At 68.7% G+C, this 23,072-nt stretch carries 22 protein-coding genes; 10 read left to right on the top strand and 12 right to left on the bottom strand.

Annotated features, from left to right (window positions below; translation table 11 throughout):
- Positions 1-120: 120 nt before the first annotated feature.
- The 6 genes from ACFWUR_RS04140 to ACFWUR_RS04115 form a co-directional block, all read right to left on the bottom strand.
- A complete protein-coding gene (locus ACFWUR_RS04140; protein WP_378901531.1) occupies positions 121-1,575 on the bottom strand; it encodes a DEAD/DEAH box helicase in 1,455 nt (484 codons plus the stop codon).
- 255 nt (positions 1,576-1,830) lie between these two features.
- On the bottom strand, positions 1,831-2,769 hold the full coding sequence (locus ACFWUR_RS04135) for a M56 family metallopeptidase (RefSeq protein ID WP_378901528.1): 939 nt from the start codon (positions 2,767-2,769) through the stop codon (positions 1,831-1,833).
- 64 nt (positions 2,770-2,833) lie between these two features.
- A complete protein-coding gene (locus tag ACFWUR_RS04130) occupies positions 2,834-3,223 on the bottom strand; it encodes a BlaI/MecI/CopY family transcriptional regulator (RefSeq protein ID WP_279537543.1) in 390 nt (129 codons plus the stop codon).
- A 62-nt stretch (positions 3,224-3,285) separates the two neighbouring features.
- A complete protein-coding gene (locus tag ACFWUR_RS04125; protein WP_378901525.1) occupies positions 3,286-4,110 on the bottom strand; it encodes an ABC transporter ATP-binding protein in 825 nt (274 codons plus the stop codon).
- Positions 4,107-5,273, bottom strand: a complete 1,167-nt coding sequence (locus tag ACFWUR_RS04120; RefSeq protein ID WP_378901522.1) for a FecCD family ABC transporter permease — start codon at positions 5,271-5,273, stop codon at positions 4,107-4,109. The genes ACFWUR_RS04125 and ACFWUR_RS04120 overlap by 4 nt, the downstream gene beginning before the upstream one ends.
- Before the next feature lie 50 nt (positions 5,274-5,323).
- Positions 5,324-6,370 (bottom strand): FecCD family ABC transporter permease, encoded by a 1,047-nt coding sequence (locus ACFWUR_RS04115; protein ID WP_378901519.1) that lies wholly within the window; start codon positions 6,368-6,370, stop codon positions 5,324-5,326.
- A 110-nt stretch (positions 6,371-6,480) separates the two neighbouring features.
- Between ACFWUR_RS04115 and ACFWUR_RS04110 the strand changes: the two genes are divergently transcribed.
- Positions 6,481-7,179 carry a hypothetical protein gene (locus tag ACFWUR_RS04110; RefSeq protein ID WP_378901516.1) on the top strand — a complete coding sequence of 233 codons (699 nt, stop codon included), beginning with the start codon at positions 6,481-6,483 and terminating at the stop codon, positions 7,177-7,179.
- Positions 7,180-7,348: 169 nt separating this feature from the next.
- Here ACFWUR_RS04110 and ACFWUR_RS04105 read toward each other — a convergent pair whose 3' ends face one another.
- The 4 genes from ACFWUR_RS04105 to ACFWUR_RS04090 all read right to left on the bottom strand — a co-directional run bounded on the left by ACFWUR_RS04105 (position 7,349) and on the right by ACFWUR_RS04090 (position 12,916).
- A complete protein-coding gene (locus ACFWUR_RS04105) occupies positions 7,349-8,386 on the bottom strand; it encodes an alpha/beta hydrolase (protein ID WP_378901513.1) in 1,038 nt (345 codons plus the stop codon).
- A 153-nt stretch (positions 8,387-8,539) separates the two neighbouring features.
- The gene (locus ACFWUR_RS04100; protein WP_378901510.1) at positions 8,540-9,067 is read right to left on the bottom strand and encodes a pyridoxamine 5'-phosphate oxidase family protein; all 528 of its coding nucleotides are present in this window, start codon (positions 9,065-9,067) and stop codon (positions 8,540-8,542) included.
- The gene (locus tag ACFWUR_RS04095) at positions 9,064-9,510 is read right to left on the bottom strand and encodes a nitroreductase/quinone reductase family protein (protein WP_378901507.1); all 447 of its coding nucleotides are present in this window, start codon (positions 9,508-9,510) and stop codon (positions 9,064-9,066) included. Before ACFWUR_RS04095 ends, ACFWUR_RS04100 begins: the two co-directional genes overlap by 4 nt.
- A 148-nt stretch (positions 9,511-9,658) precedes the next feature.
- A complete protein-coding gene (locus ACFWUR_RS04090) occupies positions 9,659-12,916 on the bottom strand; it encodes a BTAD domain-containing putative transcriptional regulator (protein WP_378901504.1) in 3,258 nt (1,085 codons plus the stop codon).
- A 195-nt stretch (positions 12,917-13,111) separates the two neighbouring features.
- Between ACFWUR_RS04090 and ACFWUR_RS04085 the strand changes: the two genes are divergently transcribed.
- Positions 13,112-14,689, top strand: coding sequence for an MFS transporter (locus ACFWUR_RS04085; RefSeq protein ID WP_378901501.1), 1,578 nt, complete (start codon positions 13,112-13,114; stop codon positions 14,687-14,689).
- Positions 14,690-14,781: 92 nt separating this feature from the next.
- Here the strand turns inward: ACFWUR_RS04085 and ACFWUR_RS04080 are convergent, their stop codons facing one another.
- Positions 14,782-15,294, bottom strand: a complete 513-nt coding sequence (locus ACFWUR_RS04080; RefSeq protein ID WP_378901498.1) for a L,D-transpeptidase — start codon at positions 15,292-15,294, stop codon at positions 14,782-14,784.
- Between the two features lie 429 nt (positions 15,295-15,723).
- On the opposite strand from ACFWUR_RS04080, the gene ACFWUR_RS04075 reads away from it, so the two are divergent.
- On the top strand, positions 15,724-16,107 hold the full coding sequence (locus tag ACFWUR_RS04075; protein WP_378901592.1) for a PaaI family thioesterase: 384 nt from the start codon (positions 15,724-15,726) through the stop codon (positions 16,105-16,107).
- A gap of 893 nt (positions 16,108-17,000) precedes the next feature.
- Here ACFWUR_RS04075 and ACFWUR_RS04070 read toward each other — a convergent pair.
- Entirely contained in the window at positions 17,001-17,591 is a 591-nt protein-coding gene (locus ACFWUR_RS04070) for an exonuclease domain-containing protein (RefSeq protein WP_378901495.1), read from the bottom strand.
- A 234-nt stretch (positions 17,592-17,825) separates the two neighbouring features.
- Here ACFWUR_RS04070 and ACFWUR_RS04065 point away from each other — a divergent pair, with 234 nt between their 5' ends.
- The 7 genes from ACFWUR_RS04065 (at position 17,826) to ACFWUR_RS04035 (ending at position 23,068) form a co-directional block, all read left to right on the top strand.
- Entirely contained in the window at positions 17,826-18,128 is a 303-nt protein-coding gene (locus tag ACFWUR_RS04065) for an urease subunit gamma (protein WP_378901492.1), read from the top strand.
- Between the two features lie 9 nt (positions 18,129-18,137).
- Positions 18,138-18,449 carry an urease subunit beta gene (locus ACFWUR_RS04060; RefSeq protein WP_378901489.1) on the top strand — a complete coding sequence of 104 codons (312 nt, stop codon included), beginning with the start codon at positions 18,138-18,140 and terminating at the stop codon, positions 18,447-18,449.
- Positions 18,450-18,506: 57 nt separating this feature from the next.
- Positions 18,507-20,228, top strand: a complete 1,722-nt coding sequence (locus ACFWUR_RS04055; protein ID WP_378901486.1) for an urease subunit alpha — start codon at positions 18,507-18,509, stop codon at positions 20,226-20,228.
- A 142-nt stretch (positions 20,229-20,370) separates the two neighbouring features.
- A complete protein-coding gene (locus ACFWUR_RS04050; RefSeq protein WP_378901483.1) occupies positions 20,371-20,916 on the top strand; it encodes a YbaB/EbfC family nucleoid-associated protein in 546 nt (181 codons plus the stop codon).
- A 110-nt stretch (positions 20,917-21,026) separates the two neighbouring features.
- Entirely contained in the window at positions 21,027-21,356 is a 330-nt protein-coding gene (locus tag ACFWUR_RS04045; RefSeq protein ID WP_378901480.1) for a type VII secretion target, read from the top strand.
- A 2-nt stretch (positions 21,357-21,358) separates the two neighbouring features.
- Positions 21,359-22,339 carry a hypothetical protein gene (locus ACFWUR_RS04040; protein WP_378901477.1) on the top strand — a complete coding sequence of 327 codons (981 nt, stop codon included), beginning with the start codon at positions 21,359-21,361 and terminating at the stop codon, positions 22,337-22,339.
- Between the two features lie 57 nt (positions 22,340-22,396).
- Positions 22,397-23,068 (top strand): O-methyltransferase, encoded by a 672-nt coding sequence (locus ACFWUR_RS04035; protein ID WP_378901474.1) that lies wholly within the window; start codon positions 22,397-22,399, stop codon positions 23,066-23,068.
- Positions 23,069-23,072 lie beyond the last annotated feature (4 nt).

The raw sequence follows: 23,072 nt of genomic DNA, 5'->3' as shown, positions 1-23,072 counted from the left end.
CTGTCCTGTGTTTGGCCCCCCCCCCCCCCCCCCGGGGGGGGGGGGGGTTTTTTACCCCCCGGTGCCACCCCCGTAAAACCCCGGGGGCCCCAACCTTATGGGGGCGGCCCACGCGACAACTCAGTTTGCCGTGCGGTTGCGGCTCACCGCGGGAGCCGCCGGACGCGCGGCGCGACGACGAGAATTCGTCGGCGTGTCGCCCGTACGGGCGTGTCCACCGGAGCGAGTTCGCGGCTCGTGCGCCGCACGCTCACGGCGCGGCGCGCCGCCACCACGTCCTGCCTCGGTGACGGGAGCGCCACCGGCGCGCGGACGACGGGTACGACCGCCACCGGTCGCCGACCTGGTCGGCTGCGCGGGTGCGACCGGCGTGGCCAGCGCGATACCGCTCGGCTTACGGGCACCGGTGATCTCCGCCAGGTTCCGGTCGCCGGGGCGCACGTCGACACCGTCGGTGCGCACGCCCGCCTTGCGGGTCATCGCGGTGACGTCCTTGCGCTCCTCGTCGGTGACGAGGGTGACCACGACACCGTCCTCACCGGCGCGCGCGGTGCGGCCCGCGCGGTGCAGGTAGGCCTTGTGCTCGGCGGGCGGGTCGAAGTGCACGACCAGCGAGACACCGTCGATGTGGATGCCGCGCGCGGCGACATCGGTGGTGACCAGCACCGGCACCGACCCGTCGGCGAAGGCCGCCAGGGTGCGCACACGGTTGTTCTGGGCCTTGCCGCCGTGCAGCGAACCCGCGTCGACACCGGAGCCGCGCAGCTGCTTGGCCAGGCGGTCGGCGCCGTGCTTGGTGCGCACGAACATGATGGTCAGGCCCTCGCGCGCGGCGATCTCGGTGGCCACGGTGCGCTTGATGTTCTTGTCGCGCACGTAGAGCAGGTGGTGGGTCATGGTGCTCACCGAGGCCTCGGCGGGCGCGGTCGAGTGGGTCACCGGGTTGTGCATGTAGCGCTTGACCAGCTTGTCCACGTCACCGTCGAGGGTGGCCGAGAACAGCAGGCGCTGGCCCTGCTTGGGAGTGCGGTCGAGCAAACGGGTGACCTGGGGCAGGAAGCCCATGTCGGCCATGTGGTCGGCCTCGTCGAGCGCGGTGATCGACACGTCCGACAGATCGGCGTTGCGCTGCTTGATCAGGTCGTCCAGGCGGCCGGGAGTCGCGATGAGCAGGTCGACACCGCGCGCGAGGCGATCGGCCTGGCGCTTGATCGGCGCACCGCCGACGACGGAGGCCACGCGCAGGCCCAGCGAGCGGGCGGCCTCTTCGAGTGCCTTCTCGATCTGAGTCGCCAGTTCCCGGGTCGGCACCAGCACGAGGCCGCGCGGGCGGCCCGGCTTGGACTGCGAGCCCTTGGCCAGGCGGGTCAGCATCGGCAGGCCGAAGGCCAGGGTCTTGCCCGAGCCGGTCGGTCCGCGGCCGAGCACGTCACGCCCGGCGAGCGCGTCGCCGATCGTGGCGGCCTGGATCGGGAAGGGCTTGTCGATGCCCGCGTTGCGCAGGGTCTGCACCAGTTCGACGGGCAGGCCGAGTTCGGCGAAGGTCGGTTCGTTGGGCACGGCAGAGTTGGTCAAGGTGGCCTTTCGTTGGGCTGCGAATCGCACCGAACGATGATCGGCGCCGATTACCCGAATACGCGCCTCGGCGTGAGCGGGGTGCGGCCCAGCAGGAAGGACCGGTCTCCCAGGATAGGCGGTTTCGGGCTGCGGTGGGTAAACAGGCTGGTCAGGTCAGCGGTTGTGGCGAGGACGGTTCCGCCGCGAGGTCGGCGGCGACATCGCGGTCGGCGCACCGGGATCGCGCGCGAGCGAGGGCGGAGGATCGCCAGGTCAGCCGTGGAAGAGCCGGCGAAGTTCCTGCAGCCACGGCACCGCGACGGCCAGGGTCGGCACGACCAGGATCGCGGCCGATCCGAGGTAGGCGGCCGTGGCGACTCTCACGTCTCCGGTGGTGCTCGCGAGCCGCTGGATGCGGATCAGCGTGCTCGGACCACCCGCGGCGAGCGCGCCCTGCGGTGCGGTGGACTTGGCGCAGGCGATCAGCGCGCGGGCGAGCGGCTTCGGGCCGGTGACCTTCACGGCGGAGTCGTCGGCGAGCAGTTCGATCAGCAGTTTCACCTGGCCGAGCGCGGCCTTGCTGCGGACCACCCGGGGGAAGGCCTCGTGGACGGCGGTGAACGCCTCGAGCACCAGATCGTGACGGGCGCGAAGATGCGAGCGTTCGTGGCTCACGATGGCGGTGACCTCGGCGTCGTCGAGGCTGGTGAGCGTGCCTTCGCTGATCACGACGCGCTGGCGGAGGCCGGGCAGGCAGTAGGCGATGGGCTCGGTGGCGGCCAGCACGCGGATGTCGGCGGCGCGGCGCACCGGGCCGCTCTGGTCGAGCAGGTCGACCAACATGCGATGGCGGGAACGGCGGCGTCGGGTGTGCACACCCACGCGCACGATCGAGAACATCAACCGGGCGCCGACCATCAACGTCAGCGCGAAGACCAGCACGTATACCGTCCACAGGGGCAGGCCGAGCGCGTCGATCTCCCGGGTGGGCGAGGTGGTCGGCCTACCGTCGGGGCCGGGGACGAGCAGCAGGCTGGCGATGGCCAGGCCCGATCCGAAGGCGCTGAGTACGGCGGCCAGCGCGATCGCCTGCCACAACACCAGTGCCGCGCGCGGGCTGCGGTGCACCCAGGTAGCGCGACTGAGCAGCGCTGGTACCGGCCCTGCGAGAAGCAGGGCGAGTCCAGCAAAGACTGCCGCGGTTGCGTTCATCGACTCTGCTCACTGCGTTGTGGGGCCAGGGGCGCTCACTCCATTGTGAGAGCCGCCAGGGAGTCTAGCCGCTGTTTTCGTCGGATTCGAGCTTGGCGAGCGCCTCGCGCAGCGCATCCGCCTCGTCCTTGCCGACCTGCTCGACGAAGTGCACCAGCGCCGCGGCCCGACTACCTGCGGCGTCGGCCTGTTGCAGAGCGTCGACCATCAGGCTCGCGACCAGTTCGTCGCGGCTGTGCACCGGAGCGTATCGATGCGCGCGATCGTCGCGTCGCTGCACGACCAGATCTTTCTTCGCCAGTCGTTGGAGCACCGTCATCACCGTGGTGTACGCGAGCTCGCGCCGCGCGGCCAGCGCTTCGTGGACCTGCCGCACCGTCAGTGGCTCATCGGCCGACCACAACTGGTCCATGACCGCTTTTTCGAGTTCGCCGAGACCTGCCATCCCACCGATTTTACGGCCTCAACGACAAACATGCGTACTACAGTTTGTCGTAACGGGATATTTGCTGTGTGTTATTCGTCATACCCGACCGCGCCGTGCACGTGTCGGGTCCCGATCGGGACGATCATCGGCCGTCCCGAGACCGGATCGGTGAGCACCGTGGCCTCCAACCCGAACACTGCGGCGAGCAGGTCCGCGGTGACGATGTCGGCCGGCTTGCCCTGCGCGACGATCGTGCCCGCGCGCATGACCACGAGCTCGTCGCTGTAGCGGATCGCCAGGTTCAGATCGTGCAGCACCATCACCACCGTGCGCCCGAACTCGGCGTGCAGTCGGTCGACGAGGTCGAGCACTTCCAGGGAGTGCGCCAGATCGAGGTAGGTGGTCGGCTCGTCGAGGAGCAGGATGTCGGTGCCCTGGGCCAGCGCCATGGAGATCCAGGCGCGCTGTCGTTGACCGCCGGAGAGTTCGTCGAGGGTGCGATCGGCGAGGTCGGCGATGCCGGTCTGGGCCAGCGCCGCCGCGACCTCGGTCTCGTCGTCGGCCGACCACTGCCGCAACCAGGACTGATGCGGATGACGTCCGCGCGCGACGAGGTCGGCGACGGTGAGGCCTTCGGGCGCGACCGGAGTCTGCGGCAGCATGCCGATCACCCTGGCCACGTCCTTGGTCTTCATCGACGAGATGGCCTTGCCGTCGAGCACCACCTGCCCCTCGCGCGGGCGAAGCAACCGGCCCAGCGATTTGAGCAGCGTCGACTTGCCGCAACCGTTGGGCCCGATGACGGTGGTGACCACGCCGGGCGCGATGTCGAGGCTGAGCTCGTCGACGATCACCCGCTCGCCGTAGCCGAGGGAGACGGCGTCGGCGGCGAGGCGGTGGACGGGGCTGGTCATGAGAGCGTGGCCTTCCGATTCATGCGGACGAGCAGGTAGAGCAGGAACGGTCCACCGAGCGCCGCTGTGACGATACCGACCGGCAGGTCAACGGGCAGCAGCGTGCGCGAGATGATGTCGGCGCCGGCGACCAGGGCCGCGCCGGCCAGTGTCGAGGCGATCAGGGGTTCGCCGGGGCTGCGCAGTGCCATCCGCGCGATCTGCGGTGCGGCCAGCGCGACGAACCCGACCGGTCCGACGGCAGCGGTCGCCACCGACGCCGCCACCACCGACGCTGCGATGAGCAGCGCCTGCTGTGACTGGATCCGCACCCCGAGCACCCTGGTCGATTCCTCGCCGAGGCGCAGCGCCGCGAGGGTGCGGGCGGACACCAGCGACACCACGCTCACGACGGCCAACGCGATCACGGCGGGCACCACCCGGGACATGTCGGCCGCGTTGAGTGAACCGTTGAGCCAGACCTGGGCGCGCGCGGCGTCGGTGAGGCTGGCCCGGGTGAGCAGCCAGCTGATCACCGACATGAGCACAGCGTTCACACCGATGCCGATGAGGACGAGACGGAATCCGGTGACACCGCGTTCGCCACCGCGGCCGCGGCCCCACGCCAGGAGGTAGATGACGACGGCGGTGAGCAGCCCGCCGGTCAGCGCGGCGAGCGGAGCGCCGACGGTCGCGATCAACCCGGTGGTCGCGCCACCGCTGCCCACCAGCACCGCGACCGCGCCGACGCTGGCGCCGGTGGTGATGCCGAGGACGTCCGGCCCGGCGAGCGGATTGTGCAGGATCGACTGCATCAGCGCACCGGAGAGGCCGAGAGCGGCGCCGACCACGACGGCTGTGAGGGCTCGCGGCAACCGCGATTCGAGAATGATGAAGCGTTGCGATCGGGTGCCGCCGCCGCCGAGCACATCGAGGACGCGCCCGAGCGGGATGTGGGTGTCGCCGACGGCGATATCGAGGCAGAACAACAGGAACACCGCGACGGCCAGCGCCAGCACCACACCGAGCATCACCGGACGCAGCACGAGCGAGAGCGGCCCGATTCGTAGCGAGGGGCGCACCTTGCGCAGTCCGACGCCCGCGTGTCGCGCGTCCGCCGCGAGCAGGTCTGTCGACGCCGCACCGGTGCCGGTCGAATCCGTGTTGCTCCGATCGGTGCTCATGCGAACAGCGCCTGCCTGTCGGGCCTCGCCCGTGTTCGACTCGATCTTGCTCACAGCGACACCAACTTCTTACGACGCACCAACGCGATGAAGAACGGCGCGCCGACCGCGGCCAGCATCACCCCGACCTGCAGTTCACCCGGCCGCGCGACGATCCGACCGGCGACATCGGCCACCAGCAGCAACAATCCGCCCAGCAGCGCGGAGTAGGGAATCAGCCACCGATGGTCCGGCCCGGTGATCGTGCGCGCGATGTGGGGTACCACCAGCCCGAGAAACGCGATCGGCCCGACCGCCGCGGTGGCGGCACCGCTGAGCAGCACCACCGCGACCAGGCCGAACGCTCGCGCGCGGCCGACGTCGACGCCGAGCCCGCGCGCGACATCGTCACCGAGGCTCAGCAGATTGAGCCCGGGCGCCGCCGCGACGGCCATCGCTGTCCCGATCACCAGGAACGGCAGCACCTGCCAGAACACGCCGGCTTCTCGCCCGTTCACGGTGCCGACCACCCAGAACCGGTAGGTGTCGAGGGCCGCGTTGTCGAGCACGATCACCGCGTTCGTCATCGCCTGCAGAAACGCGGTGACCGCCGCACCGGCCAGCACCAGGCTCAACGGGCTGGCTTTGCCCCCGCCGATCGAGGACACCCCGAACACGATCACCCCCGCGATCGCCGACCCGGCGAAGGCGAACCAGATGTATTGCGCGGGCGCGGTGAAACCGAAGAGGAAGATGCTCAACGCCGCCAGGAACCCGGCTCCGGCATTGAGTCCCAACAATCCGGCATCAGCGAGCGGATTGCGGGTATACCCCTGGATGAGCGCGCCCGCGACGCCCAATGCCATCCCGGCGAACAGGGCCAATGCGGTGCGCGGCAGACGCAGCTCACGCACGATTTCCTCGGCGGTGGAGCGGGCCGGGCATCGGAACGGGCCGCCGTCACAGCCGAGGGCGTGCGCGACGGCGTCGAACACCGTGGTGGGTGCGAGCGAGCGGGTGCCGATGGCGATGCTGGCCACCACCGCCACGGTGAGCAGGACGACGAGCAGAAGAAGCCCGGTCAGACGACGACGTCTGACGGTGCCAGGGTGGATCACGGCGACGAACTTCTCCTGCCTCGAAACCGGACACGACTTGTTTAGTCTGGTAAGCCTAACCTATGTTCCGAGACATCATCGTCACGGGAACCAACGTTCGAGGAGGTTCGATGTCCGAGCCCGTCACCACCGCCATGTCCCGCACCACCGCCGCGTTCGACCGCGCCTGTGCCAGGCTGCAAGCGCTGCAACCCGAGCATCCGCGCGTGTACGCCGTCGCGGCGATGAGCGGACAGGGCAAACGGCGATGGTGGCATGTGCCCAACGGGCTCTCGGAGGGCCGCGTCGAGCTGATGTACCGACGCCACGCCGCGGAGATGATCAACGACGAGATCGCCGCCGAAGTGGTTGCCACAGCGCTCATTCACGCTGTCGCGGGCCGGGTCACCGCACTGTTCGTCATGGACGCGCAGGCATGGGATCCCGGCCGCGACAACCTGTGGATCCACCACGACAACGACGGCGGCATCGACTGGGCGGGGCTGACCGACACCACGATTCGCGTCGTCGACTGTGATCCCGAACCCGGCGCGGTCGCCTTCCCCTGTGAAGCCGCCATGGCGGTCTGGCTCGCCCAACGCTGCGCCTCGTCGCTGATCCCGTTGCAGTCGGCGCTCACTCGGTGCTCCGGCCTGTCCGCGCGCCGCTTCTGGACCCTCGTCGGTGAATCCGTCGTCGGTGCGGCGACGTATGTCCCCGATCTGGCTCGCGTCGATGTCTCCGCGGGTGCGCGACGTGGCCAGCTGCTGCTCGGAGCGTTCGAGGAACGCGGCCTCGCGGTCCGCCGCAGCAGTTGCCTGCAGCGCTAGCGGATTTCGACCCCGGCGGTTGATCCCCGGGGCCTCGAGTGAGCCCTTGCCGAGAGTGAATCGGCAAGGGGGCGTGGTGATCACGTGTCGAGATCGTCCTTGCCGACCGGACCCGGCAGCGTGAGGTGCGGTCACCGGTGGCACTGCTGGTCGCCCCGGAGCTCGGCGCTCATATGCCCAGGGCGGTCGCCATCATCGGCCAGGACGTGTGGAGGTCGTCCTCCCAGTAGCCCCAGGAGTGGGTACCGGTCGGGCGGATGTTGTAGGTGATGTCGGTGCGGCCGAGTTCGCGGGTCCGCTGGGCCAAAGTGGCGGTGCAATAGGCTGTCGCGGCTTCGATTCCGCCACCGACGAGCATTTGATTCGTCAGAATCGACGTCGGGTTCTTTCCGTTGATGTGCACCCGGGGATTCGACAGGGTGTCGTGGGGACCCGGCAGCCCGGTGCCTGCGGAGATGTACATCGGGATCTTCGGCAGACGATGGGCTTGCACGTAGGGATCATGCTCGCGCCAGGCGGCGTCGTTCGCCGGACCCCACATGTTCTCGGTGTTCCCGCCGCCCAGCCGGACGACGAGGGAGACGAAGGCGCGGCCGATCGGATCGCTGGTCATCGCACAGCCGCTGTAGGCGGAAACGCTGCGGTACAGATCAGGCGCCTGGATCGCGAGATCGAGAACCGACGTCCCCGCCATCGAGATTCCGGCCAGCGAGTTCCTGCCGCTGGTCGCGAACGTCGCGTCGATCACGGGCGGCAGCTCCTCGGTGAGGAACGTCGTCCACATGTTGTTGCCGTTGTTCTCGAGGTTCTTCGCCAGACCGGCATCCGGTCGCTGCCAGTCGGTGTAATAGCTGAACGCCCCCTCCATCGGGATCACGACGTTGACGTGCTTATCGGCGAAGAACCCACCGGCGTCGGTCTGGCCGGGCCAGTTGGCCGAATCCTCGCCGCCGCCCGCGCCGTTGAGCAGATACAGCGTCGGCGCCGGGATCGAGGTGTCGACCGGGCGCAGCACCCGCAGTGCGATCGTGCGATCCATGGCGGGGGAGTAGACGCTGATGTCGGCGACCTGGTCCGATTGCGTCTGGCTCACCAGGCGCGCGCCGGGCGCCGCCGATGCTTGCGCGCCGTGGACGAACACGGGCGTCGAGGCCACTGCCACGGCACAGACGGCCGACATGATCGCGCGGAGCAATTCGTTGTTCATGGTGTTGCGAGCCTGCTGACTTCTCGGGCGAAGCGAGGGCCGACCGCGCTCCGGCCGACCCCCGAATCGTGCTGAACTACGGTGGCTGGGACTACTTCGATGTGATGTCGGTAACGTAGCGCCGTCGCCGAGGTGTGGCAAGACTGTGTTTCACTATTGCTGTGCGGCGTTGCTCCCTTGGGCGGGACTGCGCCAGATGCGCGCCGGAATTCCGCTCACCAGGTCCTGGCGACGCAGCACCTGGATGCGCCACGGGTCGAGGCGAAGAACCTGGAAGGCGGGGTCGTCCGATCCCTGCCAGAACTGCCGGGGGTCGTAGCCGGCGCCGGGCGGACTGCCATTGCGGTACAGCTCCCACACGTGTGCTCGCTCGCCGGGATCATCGGTCCATGCGGCGACCGTGTCGACGGCGACGGTGTTCTGCGCCGGACTCCAATAGGAGAACGTCACGTGCGGATTTCCCGCGATGTGAGCGGCCTTCACCGGGGTGCGGTAGGTCCCGAGCCAGCCGACCGGGTGGTCGGCGTCGGTCTCCCAGACCGGAATCAACACGCGCGACCGTGGTCTACCCTCGGCGTCGACGGTGGTCATGGTCGCGTAATTGACAGCGCCGACGATCGCGTCGAAGTCGGACGCGATATCGGCGAAAGTGTGCACGTGGGCACGGTTGCGGGTACTCACTGCTGCTCCTGGACGGGTTCGAGCACGACGACCGGAATCGGCTGGGTGGCCAGTCGTGCGTAGTGCCGGTAGACGGGTGCCTGCGCGAGCATCAGTTGCCAGAGCCGTTGGTACTGCGCATCTTCGGCGACCCGAGCCCGCACCCGGAAACGATCGGCTCCGACCTGGACCTCTGCCTCGGGGGTGGCGAGCAGATTCCGGAACCACTGCGGGAACTCGGCACGGCCGGGCACCGACCCGGAAGCCACCAGGACGAGGCGGTCATCGTCGCGGCCGAAGAACAAACCGGTGCGCCTGCGCAGTCCGGTACGGCGGCCGACGGTGGTGAGAACGAGGTTGGTGGTGCCGCCTTCGAGAAAGCCGTCACGCCCGTCGGTGGCGAGGTAGCGGCGGACATGGTCGGTCACCGAGGGATCGGGGCTGTCGGTCACGGTGTGCGTCATGGCTTCACCGTGCACCGACGGCCTTCGGACGAGCTCGAGGTCGACTCGAGGTCGGCCGCGAGCGAGCTCCTGGTCCGCTTCGAGGCGCGCGTTCGCGGCCGACGGGCAAGTCTTCGAACTCTGGGGCGGGTCGCGTGCTCCGCCGGAGTCAGGGTCGGCTCGGTGCCTGCCCGGTGGACAGCGTGTGGGGATCGGTGACGCGGCCTGCCGCGACCTCGCTGCCGAGTCGGTCGGCGCCGAGAGCTGCGACGATGCGCGCCTGGATGCGGTCGACATCCCCGCGTTCGGCCTCGGGCAGCGGGGCGCCGGTGGACCGGCGGAGTGTGTCGGCGGCGCCGAGCAGACGGGCGGCGTGCGCGTAGTGGCCCGCGAGCGAGCGGGCCCCGGCCAGGCCTTCGAGCGCGAGCGCGTGGGCCCGGGGGTCTCCGGTGGCCAGGGCGGAGTCGAGGCCGCGCAGGTGCCGCTGTTCGGCTTCGTCGGCGTCACCGGCGAGTTCGGCGGTGAACCCCAGTTCGGCCTGGATCAGGGCGGCGCCGAAATGCGACCCGGCCCGCAGGTGCCAGTCCAGCCAGGTGCCCAGGTACTCGCGGGCCGCGGCCAGGTCGCCGCGGCGTCGCGCGACCAGGCCGAGTCCGAGTACCGCGGATTCCTCTCCCACCAGGTGTCCCTGGTCGACTGCCACCTGGCGCGCCCGCTCGTGCAGCTCGGCGCTGCGGTCGAGCTCACCGCACAGCAAGGCGATTCGGCCGAGCGAGGTGAGCCGCTCACCGACTTCGGTCCACAAACCGAGTTCCTCGGCGGTCGCCAACGCGGTCCGGTGGTACTCGCGAGCCCCGTCGAGGTCGCCGGTCACCTCGGCATAGCTGCCGAGCAGGAATCCCGCGATGCCGTGACCCCAGCGGTCACCTACCTTCGCGAACAGGTCCATGCTGCGCCCCGCGTGTTCGCGCAATCCGGCCAGGTCGCCGCGGCCGAAGGCGTCGCGCGCCAACGACACCGAAGCCGCCGCGACACCCCAGTCGTCGCCGATGTCGGCGAACGCGCCGCGCAGGTCGGTCGCGCTGTCCATCCCCTGCTGGGCGGCGAATCCGCTGTGGACGTGCGCGAGATACCACCGGGCGCGCAGCTCCGCCGGTGAGTGCTGTGCCGCGACAGCCTCCAACACCTCGGCCGGTGCCGCTGGTTCGGTCGGCCGGGTGTCGTGAGTGCGGCCTGCCCCGAGTTCGAGGGCTCGGCGCCACAGCAGGGCGACCCGGCGGGCGGCGGGATCGGTCTCGCCCGGCACCGCCAGCGCGATGCCGAGAGACCGGATGCCCTCGGCCAGCCGCCCGCGCATCACCCAGTACCAGGTGAGCGCGTTGACCAGCCGCAGCGCTTGCGCAGATCTCTCTGTGGCACAGGCGGTTTCGAGCGCTCGGCGAAGGTCGGCCGACTCGGTGTCGAGCCGGGTCAACCAGCGCCGCTGGTCGGCGGTGCGCACATGCTGGTCGGCGCGCTCGGCGAGGGCCACGTAGTAGTGGAGATGGCGCAGCCGAGTATCGGATTCCTCGCCGCTCTCGCGCAGCCGGTCGATGCCGTAGGCGGCCACCGATTTCAGCAGCCGGTAGCGCGGTCGAGGATCGGAGCCGGGCGCGATCACGAGGGACCGGTCGACCAGGCCGGCCAGTAACCGGGCGACATCGGTGCCCGCGATGTCACCGCCCGCGCACACCGCCTCGGCCGATTCCAGCGTGCCGCCGTCGGCGTGCGCGCACGGGCGGCGCAGCACAGCGCGTTCGGCATCGTCGAGCAGTTCCCAGCTCCAATCGATCACCGCGCGGAGAGTGCGCTGCCGGTCCGGCGCATCCCGATACCCCGACGACAGCAGGGTGAAACGGTCCTCGATGCGCTCGGCGAGTGTGTGCACGCCCAGCGCGCGTACCCGGGTGGCGGCCAGCTCGAGAGCCAGCGGAAGGCCGTCGAGATGAGCGACGATGGCGGCGACCGCCGAGGCGTTGTCGTCGGTGACAGCGAAGCCGGGTGTGTTCGATCGGGCGCGTTCGACGAAGAGTTGTGCGGCAGGCGATGTGTGCGCACCGGCAGAAGGGTGCGCCGAGGCGACGGCCAACGGCGCCACGGTCCAGACGAATTCGCCCGCGATGTTCAGCGGCACCTGGCTGGTGACCAGCACACGCAGCTCGGGCGCCGCGGCCAGCAGGCGCGACACGATCGCGGCGGCCGCCTCGACGACGTGCTCACCGTTGTCCAGTACGAGCAACACCTGTTTGGCGCGCACCGCGTCGGCGAGACGGTCGAGCTGTGTGCCGTTGTCGGGCACCGGAAACGGGCTCGACCCCGCCGAGTCGTCGCGGACATCGAAAGCCGCTGCCACGACCTCGGTGAGTGTCGTCAGCGCGGCGGCCGGGTCGGTGCCGAGGCACAGACCGGCGAGCTCGACGAACAGGACGCCGTCGCGCGCGGGGTGCGCGGCGGCGGTGGCCAAGGCGAGGCGGGTCTTGCCGACGCCGCCGGGCCCGGTCAACGTCACCAGCCGTTCGGCGTGGATCAGCGCGTCGATCCCGGCGAGGTCGGCGGCGCGCCCGATCAGTGTGGTGGCGGGTGTGGGCACGTTACGCCGCGGCGTCACCGGTGTCGTCGGCGCGCGCCGCACGGGCGCACCGAGCGTCGGATCCTGTTCCAGCACAGCACGATGCATGGCGGCGAGCTCGGGACTCGGGTCGAGCCCGAGTTCCTCGGCCAGATGCTCGCGCAGGCGCCGATACGATTCGAGAGCCTCTCCGTGTCGTCCCGATCGGTACAGCGCCAGCATGTGCGCGGCGCGCAACCGTTCACGCAGCGGATGCAGTTCGGTGAGCTCGGCGAGTTCGTCGGCGACCTGATCGTGCTCGCCGAGAGCGATGCGGGCTTGGGCGAGTTCTTCGGTGGCCGTGAGCCGCTGTTCCTCGAGGCGAAGGATCGGGATCCGGGTGAAGTCGTGGTCGGTGAGGTCGGCCAGAACCGCACCGCGCCACAGCCCGAGAGCTTGCGCGAGAAGCGTTGCCCGACCAGCGATATCGTCGTCGGCGCGCGCCCGATGCAGCAACTGCTGGAACACCTGGGAGTCCACCGCATCCGCGGTGACATCGAGGAGGTAGCCGGGGGAGCGCGACACCAGCAATGCGCGCCCGCCCGCTTCGGCATCGCCGAGAACCCGCCGTAATTGCGAGGCCCGGGTCTGCAGGGAACCCGCCGGGTTGGCAGGCAACGCCGTGCCCCACAGATCCTCGACCAGTCGGTCGGCGGGCACGATGCGACCCGGCTCCACCAACAGCGCGCCGAGCAGAACTCGCACCTTGAGCTCTGGAACTCGCACAGCCTGGCCGTCGTCGGTCCAGACCGCCAACGGACCGAGCACTCCGAAACGCATGTCACCCACCCTAAACGGCCCGGCGGGGAGCTCGGGTGAGCGCGGTGGCCGCCGTCGGCGGGCCGTGCCGACCCCTGAGCGCCGATGCCGCGGCGACGGCAGCTCGAGGTCGCCTGGAGTCGACCCGAAGGGTTCCCGAAGTGCGGCTCGGCACTGTGGGTCGAAGTTCGAATCGTCCTCGAAGGGAACCTTCTGATGTCCGAGTTCACCGATATCCCCGAGCGGGCAGGTACCCGCCAATGGCTGGGACTGACGGTACTGCTCCTGCCGACGGTGTTGCTGTTCCTCAGCATGACCGTGCTGTTCCTGGCCACCCCCTATATCGCGGCCGACCTGTCGCCGACCAGCGGCCAACTGTTGTGGATCAACGACATCTACGGGTTCGTGATGGCGGGCTTCCTGGTCACCATGGGCACCCTCGGTGACCGGCTCGGTCGCCGGCGGCTACTGCTGGCCGGTGCCGCGCTGTTCGGCGTCTCCTCCGTTCTCGCGGCTTTCGCGCCCGGTCCGGAGCTGTTGATCGCGGCGCGTGCGCTGATGGGTCTCGGCGCGGCCGCCGTCATGCCCGCCACCCTGTCGCTGATCACCACGATGTTCCGCGACGACCGGCAGCGCGCCACCGCCATCGGTCTGTGGGCGGCCTCGGTGTCGGCGGGTGTGGCGCTCGGTCCGCTGCTGGGCGGTCTGCTGCTCGACGCGCTGTGGTGGGGTGCGTCCATGCTGATCGGCGTGCCGGTGATGCTGGTCGTTGTCCTCGCCGTGCCCGCGCTGATTCCGGAATACCGTGCGCCCCAGGCCGGTCGCCTCGACCCGATCAGCGTCGCCCTGTCGCTGGCCTCGCTGCTGCCGTTCGTCTACGGCGTGAAGAAGCTGGCCGAGTCCGGACTCGCCGCCGAATCGGCGCTCACCCTGCTGGCCGGTGTGGTGTTCGCGGTGGTCTTCGTGCGCAGGCAGCTGCGACTGTCCGACCCGCTGCTCGATGTGCGCCTGTTCAGCAATCGGATCTTCAGCGGCTCGCTCGCGGTGTACATGCTCGCCGCTATCGCGCTGGGCGGGGTGTATCTGCTGTTCACCCAGTACCTGCAGTTGGTCGCGGCCCAGTCGCCGCTGCAGGCCGGACTGTGGATCCTGCCCGCCGCGATCGCCCTGGTCATCGTCTCGACCGTGACCCCGGCCATCGCCCGTCGCGTCCGCCCCGCCTCTGTGATCGCCGCGGGCCTGGCGCTGTCGACCGTCGGCTACCTGGCACTCACCCAGGTCGAGAGTGCGGCGGGGTTGCCGCTGCTCATCGTCGGCTTCTACATCCTGTACCCGGGCATCGCTCCGGCCATGGCCTTGATTCCCGGCCTGGTCATCGGCGCGGCACCCCCGGAGAAGGCGGGCGCGGCCTCGGCGGTGGACAGCACCGCCAGCGACCTGGGAGTGGCATTGGGCGTCGCTCTGCTCGGCAGCATGGGCGCGGCGGTCTACCGGGCCGACATGTCGGGCGAAGCGGGCGCGTCCGCGGAAACCCTGCCCGGCGCACTGAGTTCGGCCGAGGCACTGCCCGCCGAGGCCGCCGAGTCCCTCGTCGCCGCGGGCCGCGAAGCGTTCACCAACGGCCTCAACGCCGCATCGTGGGCCGCCGCCGTGCTCTCGGCCGTGGCAGCGGTGTTGGCAATGGTGCTGTTGCGCCGGATTCCGGCCGGTGCCACGACCGTGCCGGAAACCGAACAGGCAGTAGATGTCTCGGCGAACGACGGTGTCGCCGACCGTGGCACCGTTCCCGCCTGACCCCGGTACACGTCCCGAACCAACGCCCTGGCGGCCTCGGTGACGCGAAAAGGGGAGGTCGACGAGCGGCCTCCCCTTTCTCGACTCGGAACTCAGGGAACAACTTCGACGATGTCGCCCGGCTCCAGCCACTCGTAGTGCGCCTTCGCGCCTTCCGGGGTCAATCGGATACAACCGTGGGACTGCTCCTCGGTGGGTCCGATGTGATAGGCGATGTCACCGTTGAAGAAGATCGCGTATTCCATGGGCGCGTTGTGCAAGGTGCTCCAGTGGAACGGCTTCTTGAACGCCACCTTGAAGACTCCGGGGGGCGTTTCGTAGCCGGGGCGGCCGTGCGACATCGGGCTCGGCCCGAAGGTGACCTTGCCGCCATCCATCAACCACGCGTTGTTGGTCGACAATTGCAGGCACGCCCGCGCTTGCTCGCTGCACGGTGCCACCACGGGCTCCGGCGGCGGGGCGGGAATGATGGCGGGCACACCGGGCACATCGGGCCCGCCCGGCCACAGCGGTTCGGCCTGCGCGGGTGCCGCGACCGCGGCCCCGACCATCGTCGCGCACATCGCCGCCTGCACGGCCCACCGGGAAAAACGACTACTGCTCACGAAATCTTGCCTCTCTCGCCGCGCCCACCCCTGGTCGTCGAACGCCCAGAACATGAGCTATCACCATCGACACAAGCCTCGGATACATAGAGGTACAGCGATCATGGAGTATTGCGATCGGGTTGAGCAAGCCCGAAGCCGGCTTACCGGCGCGTCACGTGCCGCGAGTGCTGAATACGCGACTTTCGGGCACTCCGGTGCCTGCACTTGACGACTTAGGTAAGCCTGACCTACTCTGAACTCGGCGTACGGATGGGCCGGTGGTCCCGAGGGCTGCGGTCGACTCCGCCATCCTGCCGCGGCGGGCTCCGTTTTCGAGACGGAGTCCGCCGCTACGTCTTACCGGGTACAGCGGCCCGTTTCGGATGGTGTAAACCGGACCGTATGAGCGAAACGCCCCTGTCCCTGGCCGATGTCACCCCCGAACTGATGACCAAAGCCAGTGAAGGAACCTTCACCGACCTCATCGGCCTGCGCTACACCGAGGTCACTCCCGACCGGGTCCGCGGCGAATGGGAAGTGCGCCCCGAACTGCACCAGCCCGCGGGCATCCAGAACGGTGGCGTCTACTGCACCATCATCGAAACCCTCGCCAGCGTCGGCGCCGGCGTCTGGTTCGGCGAACGTGGATCGGTCGTGGGCGTCAACAACAACACCGACTTCCTGCGCGCCGTGCGTGCGGGCGTGCTCACCGGCGAGGCCACCCCGATCCACCGCGGCCGAAGCCAGCAACTCTGGGTCGTCGTCATCACCGACGCGGACGGCCGTACCGTCGCCCGCGGTCAGGTCCGCCTGCAGAACCTCGCTGCCTGACAATCCACGACTTGTCCCGTCCTCCCGGAACCCGACCGACGGCGCATCGCTGAGACCCGCTCCTCAGCAGTGGTGGTCGTGCCGATCCGGGGTTCGCAGCATGGCGGAATACGTAGGGCAGTCGGCAGAGCTGCGCAAGGCCGGGTTCTGCCACAGGTATGTCACTGTCGATGCCAGGGAATTGATCGTTGTGCCCCAGTAGGGCGGCATAATGTCCCATTGCGATGCATCGGGCCGAGAATCGTTGCGGCGACTGTATCTCCAGGTCGTCTGCACTGCTCCGGGCGTGGACTGTAGACGAACCTGGTCGTAGCCCGCGGTTTTCTCCACGACGGAGATGGAGTGAATGTCGTCCCATCGACATCGTCGTTCGTACAGCAAGGACGTGACCCGGAGGCAATCGTCCTCGAAAACCAGTCGGCCACTGCGTATGACGGGGATGAGCAGTGCGCAGACCGCGAGGATCGCCGCCGCGAATATGCCGGCGCACAAGGCCTCGGGAGCATTGTTGATCCACCCGTACGGAATCGCCGTCGGAGCCACGACGGCGAGTGTGACGAGTGTGGAGACGAATCGGGTCGGTCGACAGCGCAGCGCGGGCCACGCCGACGCCGCGGTCACGGCGACCTGTGGTCGGTGTTCGGACTCGTCGCAGAGAACATCGACACACCAGATGAACGAGATCGGCAACATCACCAGTCCGATCTGCACCGACAACGGCCAGTCGGCGAGGCATCCGAGGGCCATGAACGACAGCGAGGCCGGAACCAGGGTCAGCGCGGGTATCCGCCGCCGCCGCTGTCTCGGATCAGGGGTATGGAGTACCCATCGGTAGTCGTCCGGAGATCCGGGGGACCCCGGCACCGAGTAGTCCACGCTGTCCATTCGCTGGGCTACGCCTGTGTCGGAAGTGATGGACCGGTGGTGATTCGCCATCCGCCGCGCCCGAGCACATCGACGACCAGTGCGCCGATGTTCCACGCGTCGTCGTCACCGCGGTGGTGGGTGCCTTCGAGGGGGATGCCGGCGATCTCGAGTGCGTGGTCCATCCCGGGACGGCGCCGCAGCGCGTAGGACTCGGCGAACACCTGCTTGGCGTTGGTGTGCCGCGGACCGAACGGGTACTCCACTCCGGTCGCCGCGCATTGGGTGCCGAACTGCTTGCGGTCGTAGTCACCCCAACTCGCCCACGGCCGCTCGCGCGCCGCGAACTCGCTCGCGAGCAGACGGCACGCCTGCGCGAAGTCGACACCCCGATCGACCTGCTCGGGGGTCAGGGTGGTGAGCTCGGTGCAGAACTCACTCACCGTGGACCTGGCCGGACGCACGAGGATCCCGTGCTTGCTCACCCTGGTTCGGGTCGCGAGATCGACGACGGTGATCCCGATCTCGATGATCTCACTGGTCTGCCCGGCCGGCGGATCGCCCGCCCAACAGGTGGCTTCCACGTCGACCACGTTGAGCAGGCCGGTCCAAACGTCCATGGGACGACAGTACGGGTCGATTGTCGGTGAGTTCCAGCAATATTCGCAGGTGACGACGGGGTGCGCAGGCGATTCCGGTCGCGAGGAGGGAGTTGCCGCCGCGACAGTGATCTTCGTTAACATCTCGTTAACCCCCTCGGAGTCGTCCCCGGTCGCCTCCTCGACGGGCCCCGTGCGGGCGTGGGACGTGCCAGAATGTCGCTCACCGACCACGACCCGCCGAGGAGAGAACGTATGCGCCTGTCGCCGCACGAGCAGGAACGGTTGCTGCTGAGTTATGCGGCCGAGCTGGCGCGCCGCAGGCAGGCGCGAGGGTTGAAGCTGAACCATCCCGAGTCGATCGCGCTGATCACCGATCATGTGCTCGAGGGGGCGCGGGACGGGCGGACCGTGGCGGAGTTGATGTCGTCGGGGCGGTCGGTACTCACCCGGGCGGATGTGATGGAGGGCGTGCCCGAGATGATTCACGACGTGCAGGTCGAGGCGACCTTTCCCGATGGGACCAAGCTCGTCACCGTGCACCACCCGATCGGATAGGCGAGACCCATGATTCCCGGTGAGTACCTCTGTGCCGAGGGCACGATCGAACTGAACGCGGGGGCGGTGCGCGTCGAACTCGAGGTGGTCAACACCGGTGACCGGCCCGTTCAGGTGGGCAGTCACGTGCATTTCCCGCAGTCCAACGCCGCGCTGGAATTCGACCGTGAGGCCGCCCACGGACACCGACTCGATATTCCGGCGGGCACCGCTGTTCGTTTCGAACCCGGTCTGCCGCAGCGGGTGTCACTGGTTCCGCTCGGCGGCACCCGTGAGGTCTACGGCATCGGCATGAACCCGCCGGGGCAGCTGGATGGCTGAGTTGAGCGAAACCTATTGTGCGGCAGATTTTTCGCCGCGACGTCCGGGAGAGAGTCGATGACCGAACTGAGCCGCGCCCGCTACGCCGAACTGTTCGGTCCGACCACCGGCGATCGTATTCGCCTGGCCGACACCGACCTGTTCATCGAGATCACCGAAGACCGCAGTGGCGGACCTGGACTCGCCGGCGAGGAAGCGGTGTTCGGCGGCGGCAAGGTACTGCGCGAGTCGATGGGGCAGTCGCGGGCCACCCGTGCCGACGGCGCCCCCGACACCGTCATCACCGGCGTTGTCGTCGTCGACCACTGGGGCATCATCAAGGCCGACGTCGGTATCCGCGACGGCCGCATCTGCGGCCTCGGCAAGGCCGGTAACCCCGACACGATGTCGGGCGTGCACCCGGACCTGGTCGTTGGCCCGTCGACGGAGATCATCGCGGGCAACGGGCGCATTCTCACGGCGGGCGCCATCGACTGCCACGTCCACTTCATCTGCCCGCAGCTGATGGACGAAGCGCTCGGTGGTGGCATCACCACCCTCATCGGTGGCGGCACGGGCCCTGCCGAGGGGTCCAAGGCCACCACCGTCACCCCGGGCTCGTGGCATCTGGCGCGGATGCTGGAATCGCTCGACCACTGGCCGATGAACATCGTGCTGCTCGGCAAGGGCAACACGGTCAGCCAGGAATCGATGTGGGAGCAATTGCGCGGCGGCGCATCGGGTTTCAAGCTGCACGAGGACTGGGGCTCCACCCCGGCCGCGATCGATGCCTGCCTCACCGTCGCCGACGCGGCGGGCGTGCAGGTGGCCCTGCACTCGGACACGCTGAACGAGGCCGGTTTCGTCGAGGACACCCTCGCCGCCATCGCGGGCCGCGGCATCCACGCCTACCACACCGAGGGTGCGGGCGGCGGGCACGCACCCGACATCATCACTGTCGCTTCACATCTCAATGTGCTGCCCAGTTCCACCAATCCCACCAGACCGCACACCGTCAACACTCTCGACGAGCACCTCGACATGCTGATGGTGTGTCACCACCTGAGCCCCTCGATCCCCGAGGATCTGGCCTTCGCCGAATCGCGGATCCGCCCGTCCACCATCGCGGCCGAGGACCTGTTGCACGACCTGGGCGCCATCTCGATGATCGGCTCGGATTCCCAAGCGATGGGCCGCATCGGTGAGGTGGTGATGCGCACCTGGCAGACCGCGCACGTGATGAAACGTCGCCGCGGCGCCCTGCCCGGCGACGGCGCGGCCGACAACGCCCGCGTGCAGCGCTATATCGCCAAATACACGATCTGCCCGGCGGTTTCGCACGGTCTCGACGACGAGATCGGCTCGATCGAGGTCGGCAAACTCGCCGACCTGGTGCTGTGGGAGCCCGCGTTCTTCGGTGTCCGCCCGCACGCGGTCCTCAAGGGCGGCATGATCGCCTGGGCCGCGATGGGTGATGCCAACGCCTCCATCCCCACCCCGCAGCCGGTGCTGCCGCGCCCCATGTTCGGCGCCGCGGCACCCGCGGCCGCGGCCACTTCGCTGCATTTCGTCTCCGAACAGGCGATCGACGACGGCCTCGCGAACCGGTTGAACGTGCGGCGAAAACTGGTGCCGGTCAAGAACGCTCGTCGTGTGACCAAGGCCGACATGCCGCACAACGACGCGATGCCCCACATCGAAGTGGACCCCGATACCTTCACCGTTCGCATCGACGGCGAGGTCTGGGCGGAAGAACCGGCGACCGAACTCCCGATGGCTCAGCGCTACTTCCTGTTCTGAACCTCGGTGCCCGCGGCGGGTCGAGGTGGCCGTGATCGGGCGGCTCGGAGGTGAGCTAGGCTCGTCGCGATCCGAGCGGGGCGGGTTTCTGCGCGCCTTCCGCCGTAGAGCGCCGGGGGACCCGGTGGGAGGGGAACACGACATGGACGACCTGAACAACGCCGCCACGGAGCTCTCGCGGTGGGCGCAGGATCTGGAACAGAAAGCGCAGCGCTACCAGGAGCTGCACACCAAGATGACCGCGGTGAGCGTCACCGACACCTCGGCCGACGGCCGGATCAGCGTGACCGTGGACGCCAACGGGTCGACCACCGCGATCACCCTGGCCGCCGCGGTGCGCGGCATGGATCCCACCGCGGTGGCGGCCGAGCTGATGGCCTGCACACATCGAGCCCAGGCGCGTTTGCGTGACCAGGTCACCGGTTTGGTTCATGACACGGTCGGCACCGACGAGGCAGGCGAGGCCATCGTCGGTCAGTACAGCGACCGGTTCCCCGACCTCGACCCGAGCTCGTCGGCGCCCGTACCGCCCGCGACCCCGCCCGCCGCGCCGGCTGCCCCCGCACCGTCGTGGCGGTCCGAGCCGGACGCTCCCGCGACCCGCAAACCCGATCGCGACCGGGTTGTCGCGCCCGAGGAGCCGTCCGAGGAGGACATGTTCTACCAGCGCAAATCCTGGCTGCAGTAGTCACCGCGACAGCGCGGCACGCCGTCGAGGGAACCGATCGGGGTCGGGGCGCGTCCAAGTAGTTCGAGAGGGTGCGGACTCGACCGGGTTCGCCGGAGGAGGGATTCTGCGTGACCAGTCTGGTGAATGTGAATCTGGAGGCGATCAGGTCGCAGGCCTGTTCGGTGGACGGGGTGTCGGGCGGGGTCGCCAAGGCGCTCGAGGCGGCGAACTATCTCGCCCACGCCGACGACGGCTACGGCCTGCTCGTGAAGCCCTACGCGGTGAGCACCCTCAATTCCCTGCACGACGAGATCACCGAGACACTGGCTCAGCTCGACACCATGACCGCGCAGATGCCGGGCAAACTGCGCACCGCCGCCGACACGTTCGAATCGTGTGACACCACCAGGGCAGGCGATCTGTCGGGCAAGACCGCCGAGATCGAAAGGAACGTCTGACCATGGCCGACGGACCCAACGCGGCGGGCACGTTCCTCAACGAGAACACGATCCTGCCCGGCGCGGTGAGCACCTTCGACGACGGCGAAGCACCGCAGAACGACCTGCTCCAGGACGGCGTCGACTACCGCGACACCTATTACCAGGAAAGCAATTTCCTGTTCAGCAACGTGGGCCGTCCGACGACTGGGGACGAACCCGACGCCGGCATCATGAAAGGCACGCTCCAGGGCGACACCTGGGAGAACGGCGTCGGCCTCTATCAGGCGTTGACCGGCGACGGGGCGATCATGGCCAAGGTCGGCGCCATCTCCGCGGCGGCGGGCACCGCGGGGGATTGGGCGTCGGCGGCGTCGACATTCACCAAGGCGATCAAGGGCACCTCCACGCTGGCGAAGTTCGACCCGTTCAACTTCCTCGGCGCGCAGCTGATGAGCTGGATGCTCGAACACGTCGAACCGATGCGCAAATCGCTGGAATCCATCACCGGCAGCCCGGACATGGTCCAGGCGTATTCGGATTCGTGGAAGGCGATCGCCGAGAGCCTGACCACGACCGCGCAGGAATGGGCCACCGCGCTCGACAGCGGAATCGGTGAATGGGCAGGCGAGGCCGCCGAAGCCTATGTGGCCGCGGCGACGGAGTTGACGGGCAAGATCGCCGAGAAGGCAGCCGTCGCGCAAGTGCTGGCCGAGTGCAACACGGCGATGAAGGGCATCGTAGAGACGGTGCGCGAGATCGTGGTCGAGATCCTGAGCAATCTCGCCGGGATGCTCGCCGAGATGACCGCGCTGTTGATCGCCTCCGCGGGAACGGCCACCCCGGCGCTGATCGCCCGGGCGCTGTTGAGCATCTCGTTGGCCACGGTGACGGTGTCGCAGATGCTGATGGAGCTGTCGCAGGCATTGATCGACACGAAGATGCTGGCCCAGAGCGCGGTGAAGATCATCCAGGGCGTCACCGAGGTCGAAACCGCGAAGTAGTGGCCCCGCTCGCCGCGGATGCCGGTGCCGGACCGCCCTCGGTGGCAGACTGCGACTATGACGACCAACGATTGGGCCGATGTCGACAGCTATATCGTCTCCACCCTCGTCGGTGACGAGGGAGTGCCCGCACTCACCGCCAACGCCGAGGCGGGCCTGCCGGCCATCGATGTGTCCGCACCCCAGGGCAAACTGCTGAACCTGTTGGCGCGCACCGCGAACGCTCGTCGGGTACTCGAGATCGGCACCCTCGGCGGATACAGCACCGAGTGGCTGGCGCGGGCGGTCGGCGCGGGCGGTCGCGTCGTCACCCTCGAATTCGAGCCCCGTCACGCCAAGGTCGCCCGGGAGAACCTGGACCGCGCCGGGGTGGGGGATCGCGTCGAGATCCTGGTCGGTGCGGCTCTGGATACCCTGCCCGGTGTCGCCGAGGATCTGACCGAGCCGTTCGACCTGGTCTTCATCGACGCCGACAAGGTCAACAATTCCAACTATGTGCAGTGGGCGTTGCGGCTGACCCGCCCGGGCTCGGTGATCATCGTCGACAATGTGGTGCGCGGGGGCGCGGTGGCCGATGAGCAGACCGAGGATCCGAATGCCAGGGCCAGCCGCGATCTGATCGAATTGCTGGCCGCCGAACCCAGTGTCGACGCGACCGTCATCCAGACCGTCGGCGCGAAAGGCTGGGACGGGTTCGCCTACGCCGTCGTCAACGGTCCGAATTCCTGATCTT

It is taken from the genome of Nocardia sp. NPDC058633 (genome assembly GCF_042717045.1).
In the GTDB taxonomy this organism is placed as follows: Bacteria; Actinomycetota; Actinomycetes; order Mycobacteriales; family Mycobacteriaceae; genus Nocardia.
The sequence above is the reverse complement of the archived record's forward strand: the minus strand, read 5'-3'. Positions and strand labels throughout refer to the sequence as shown.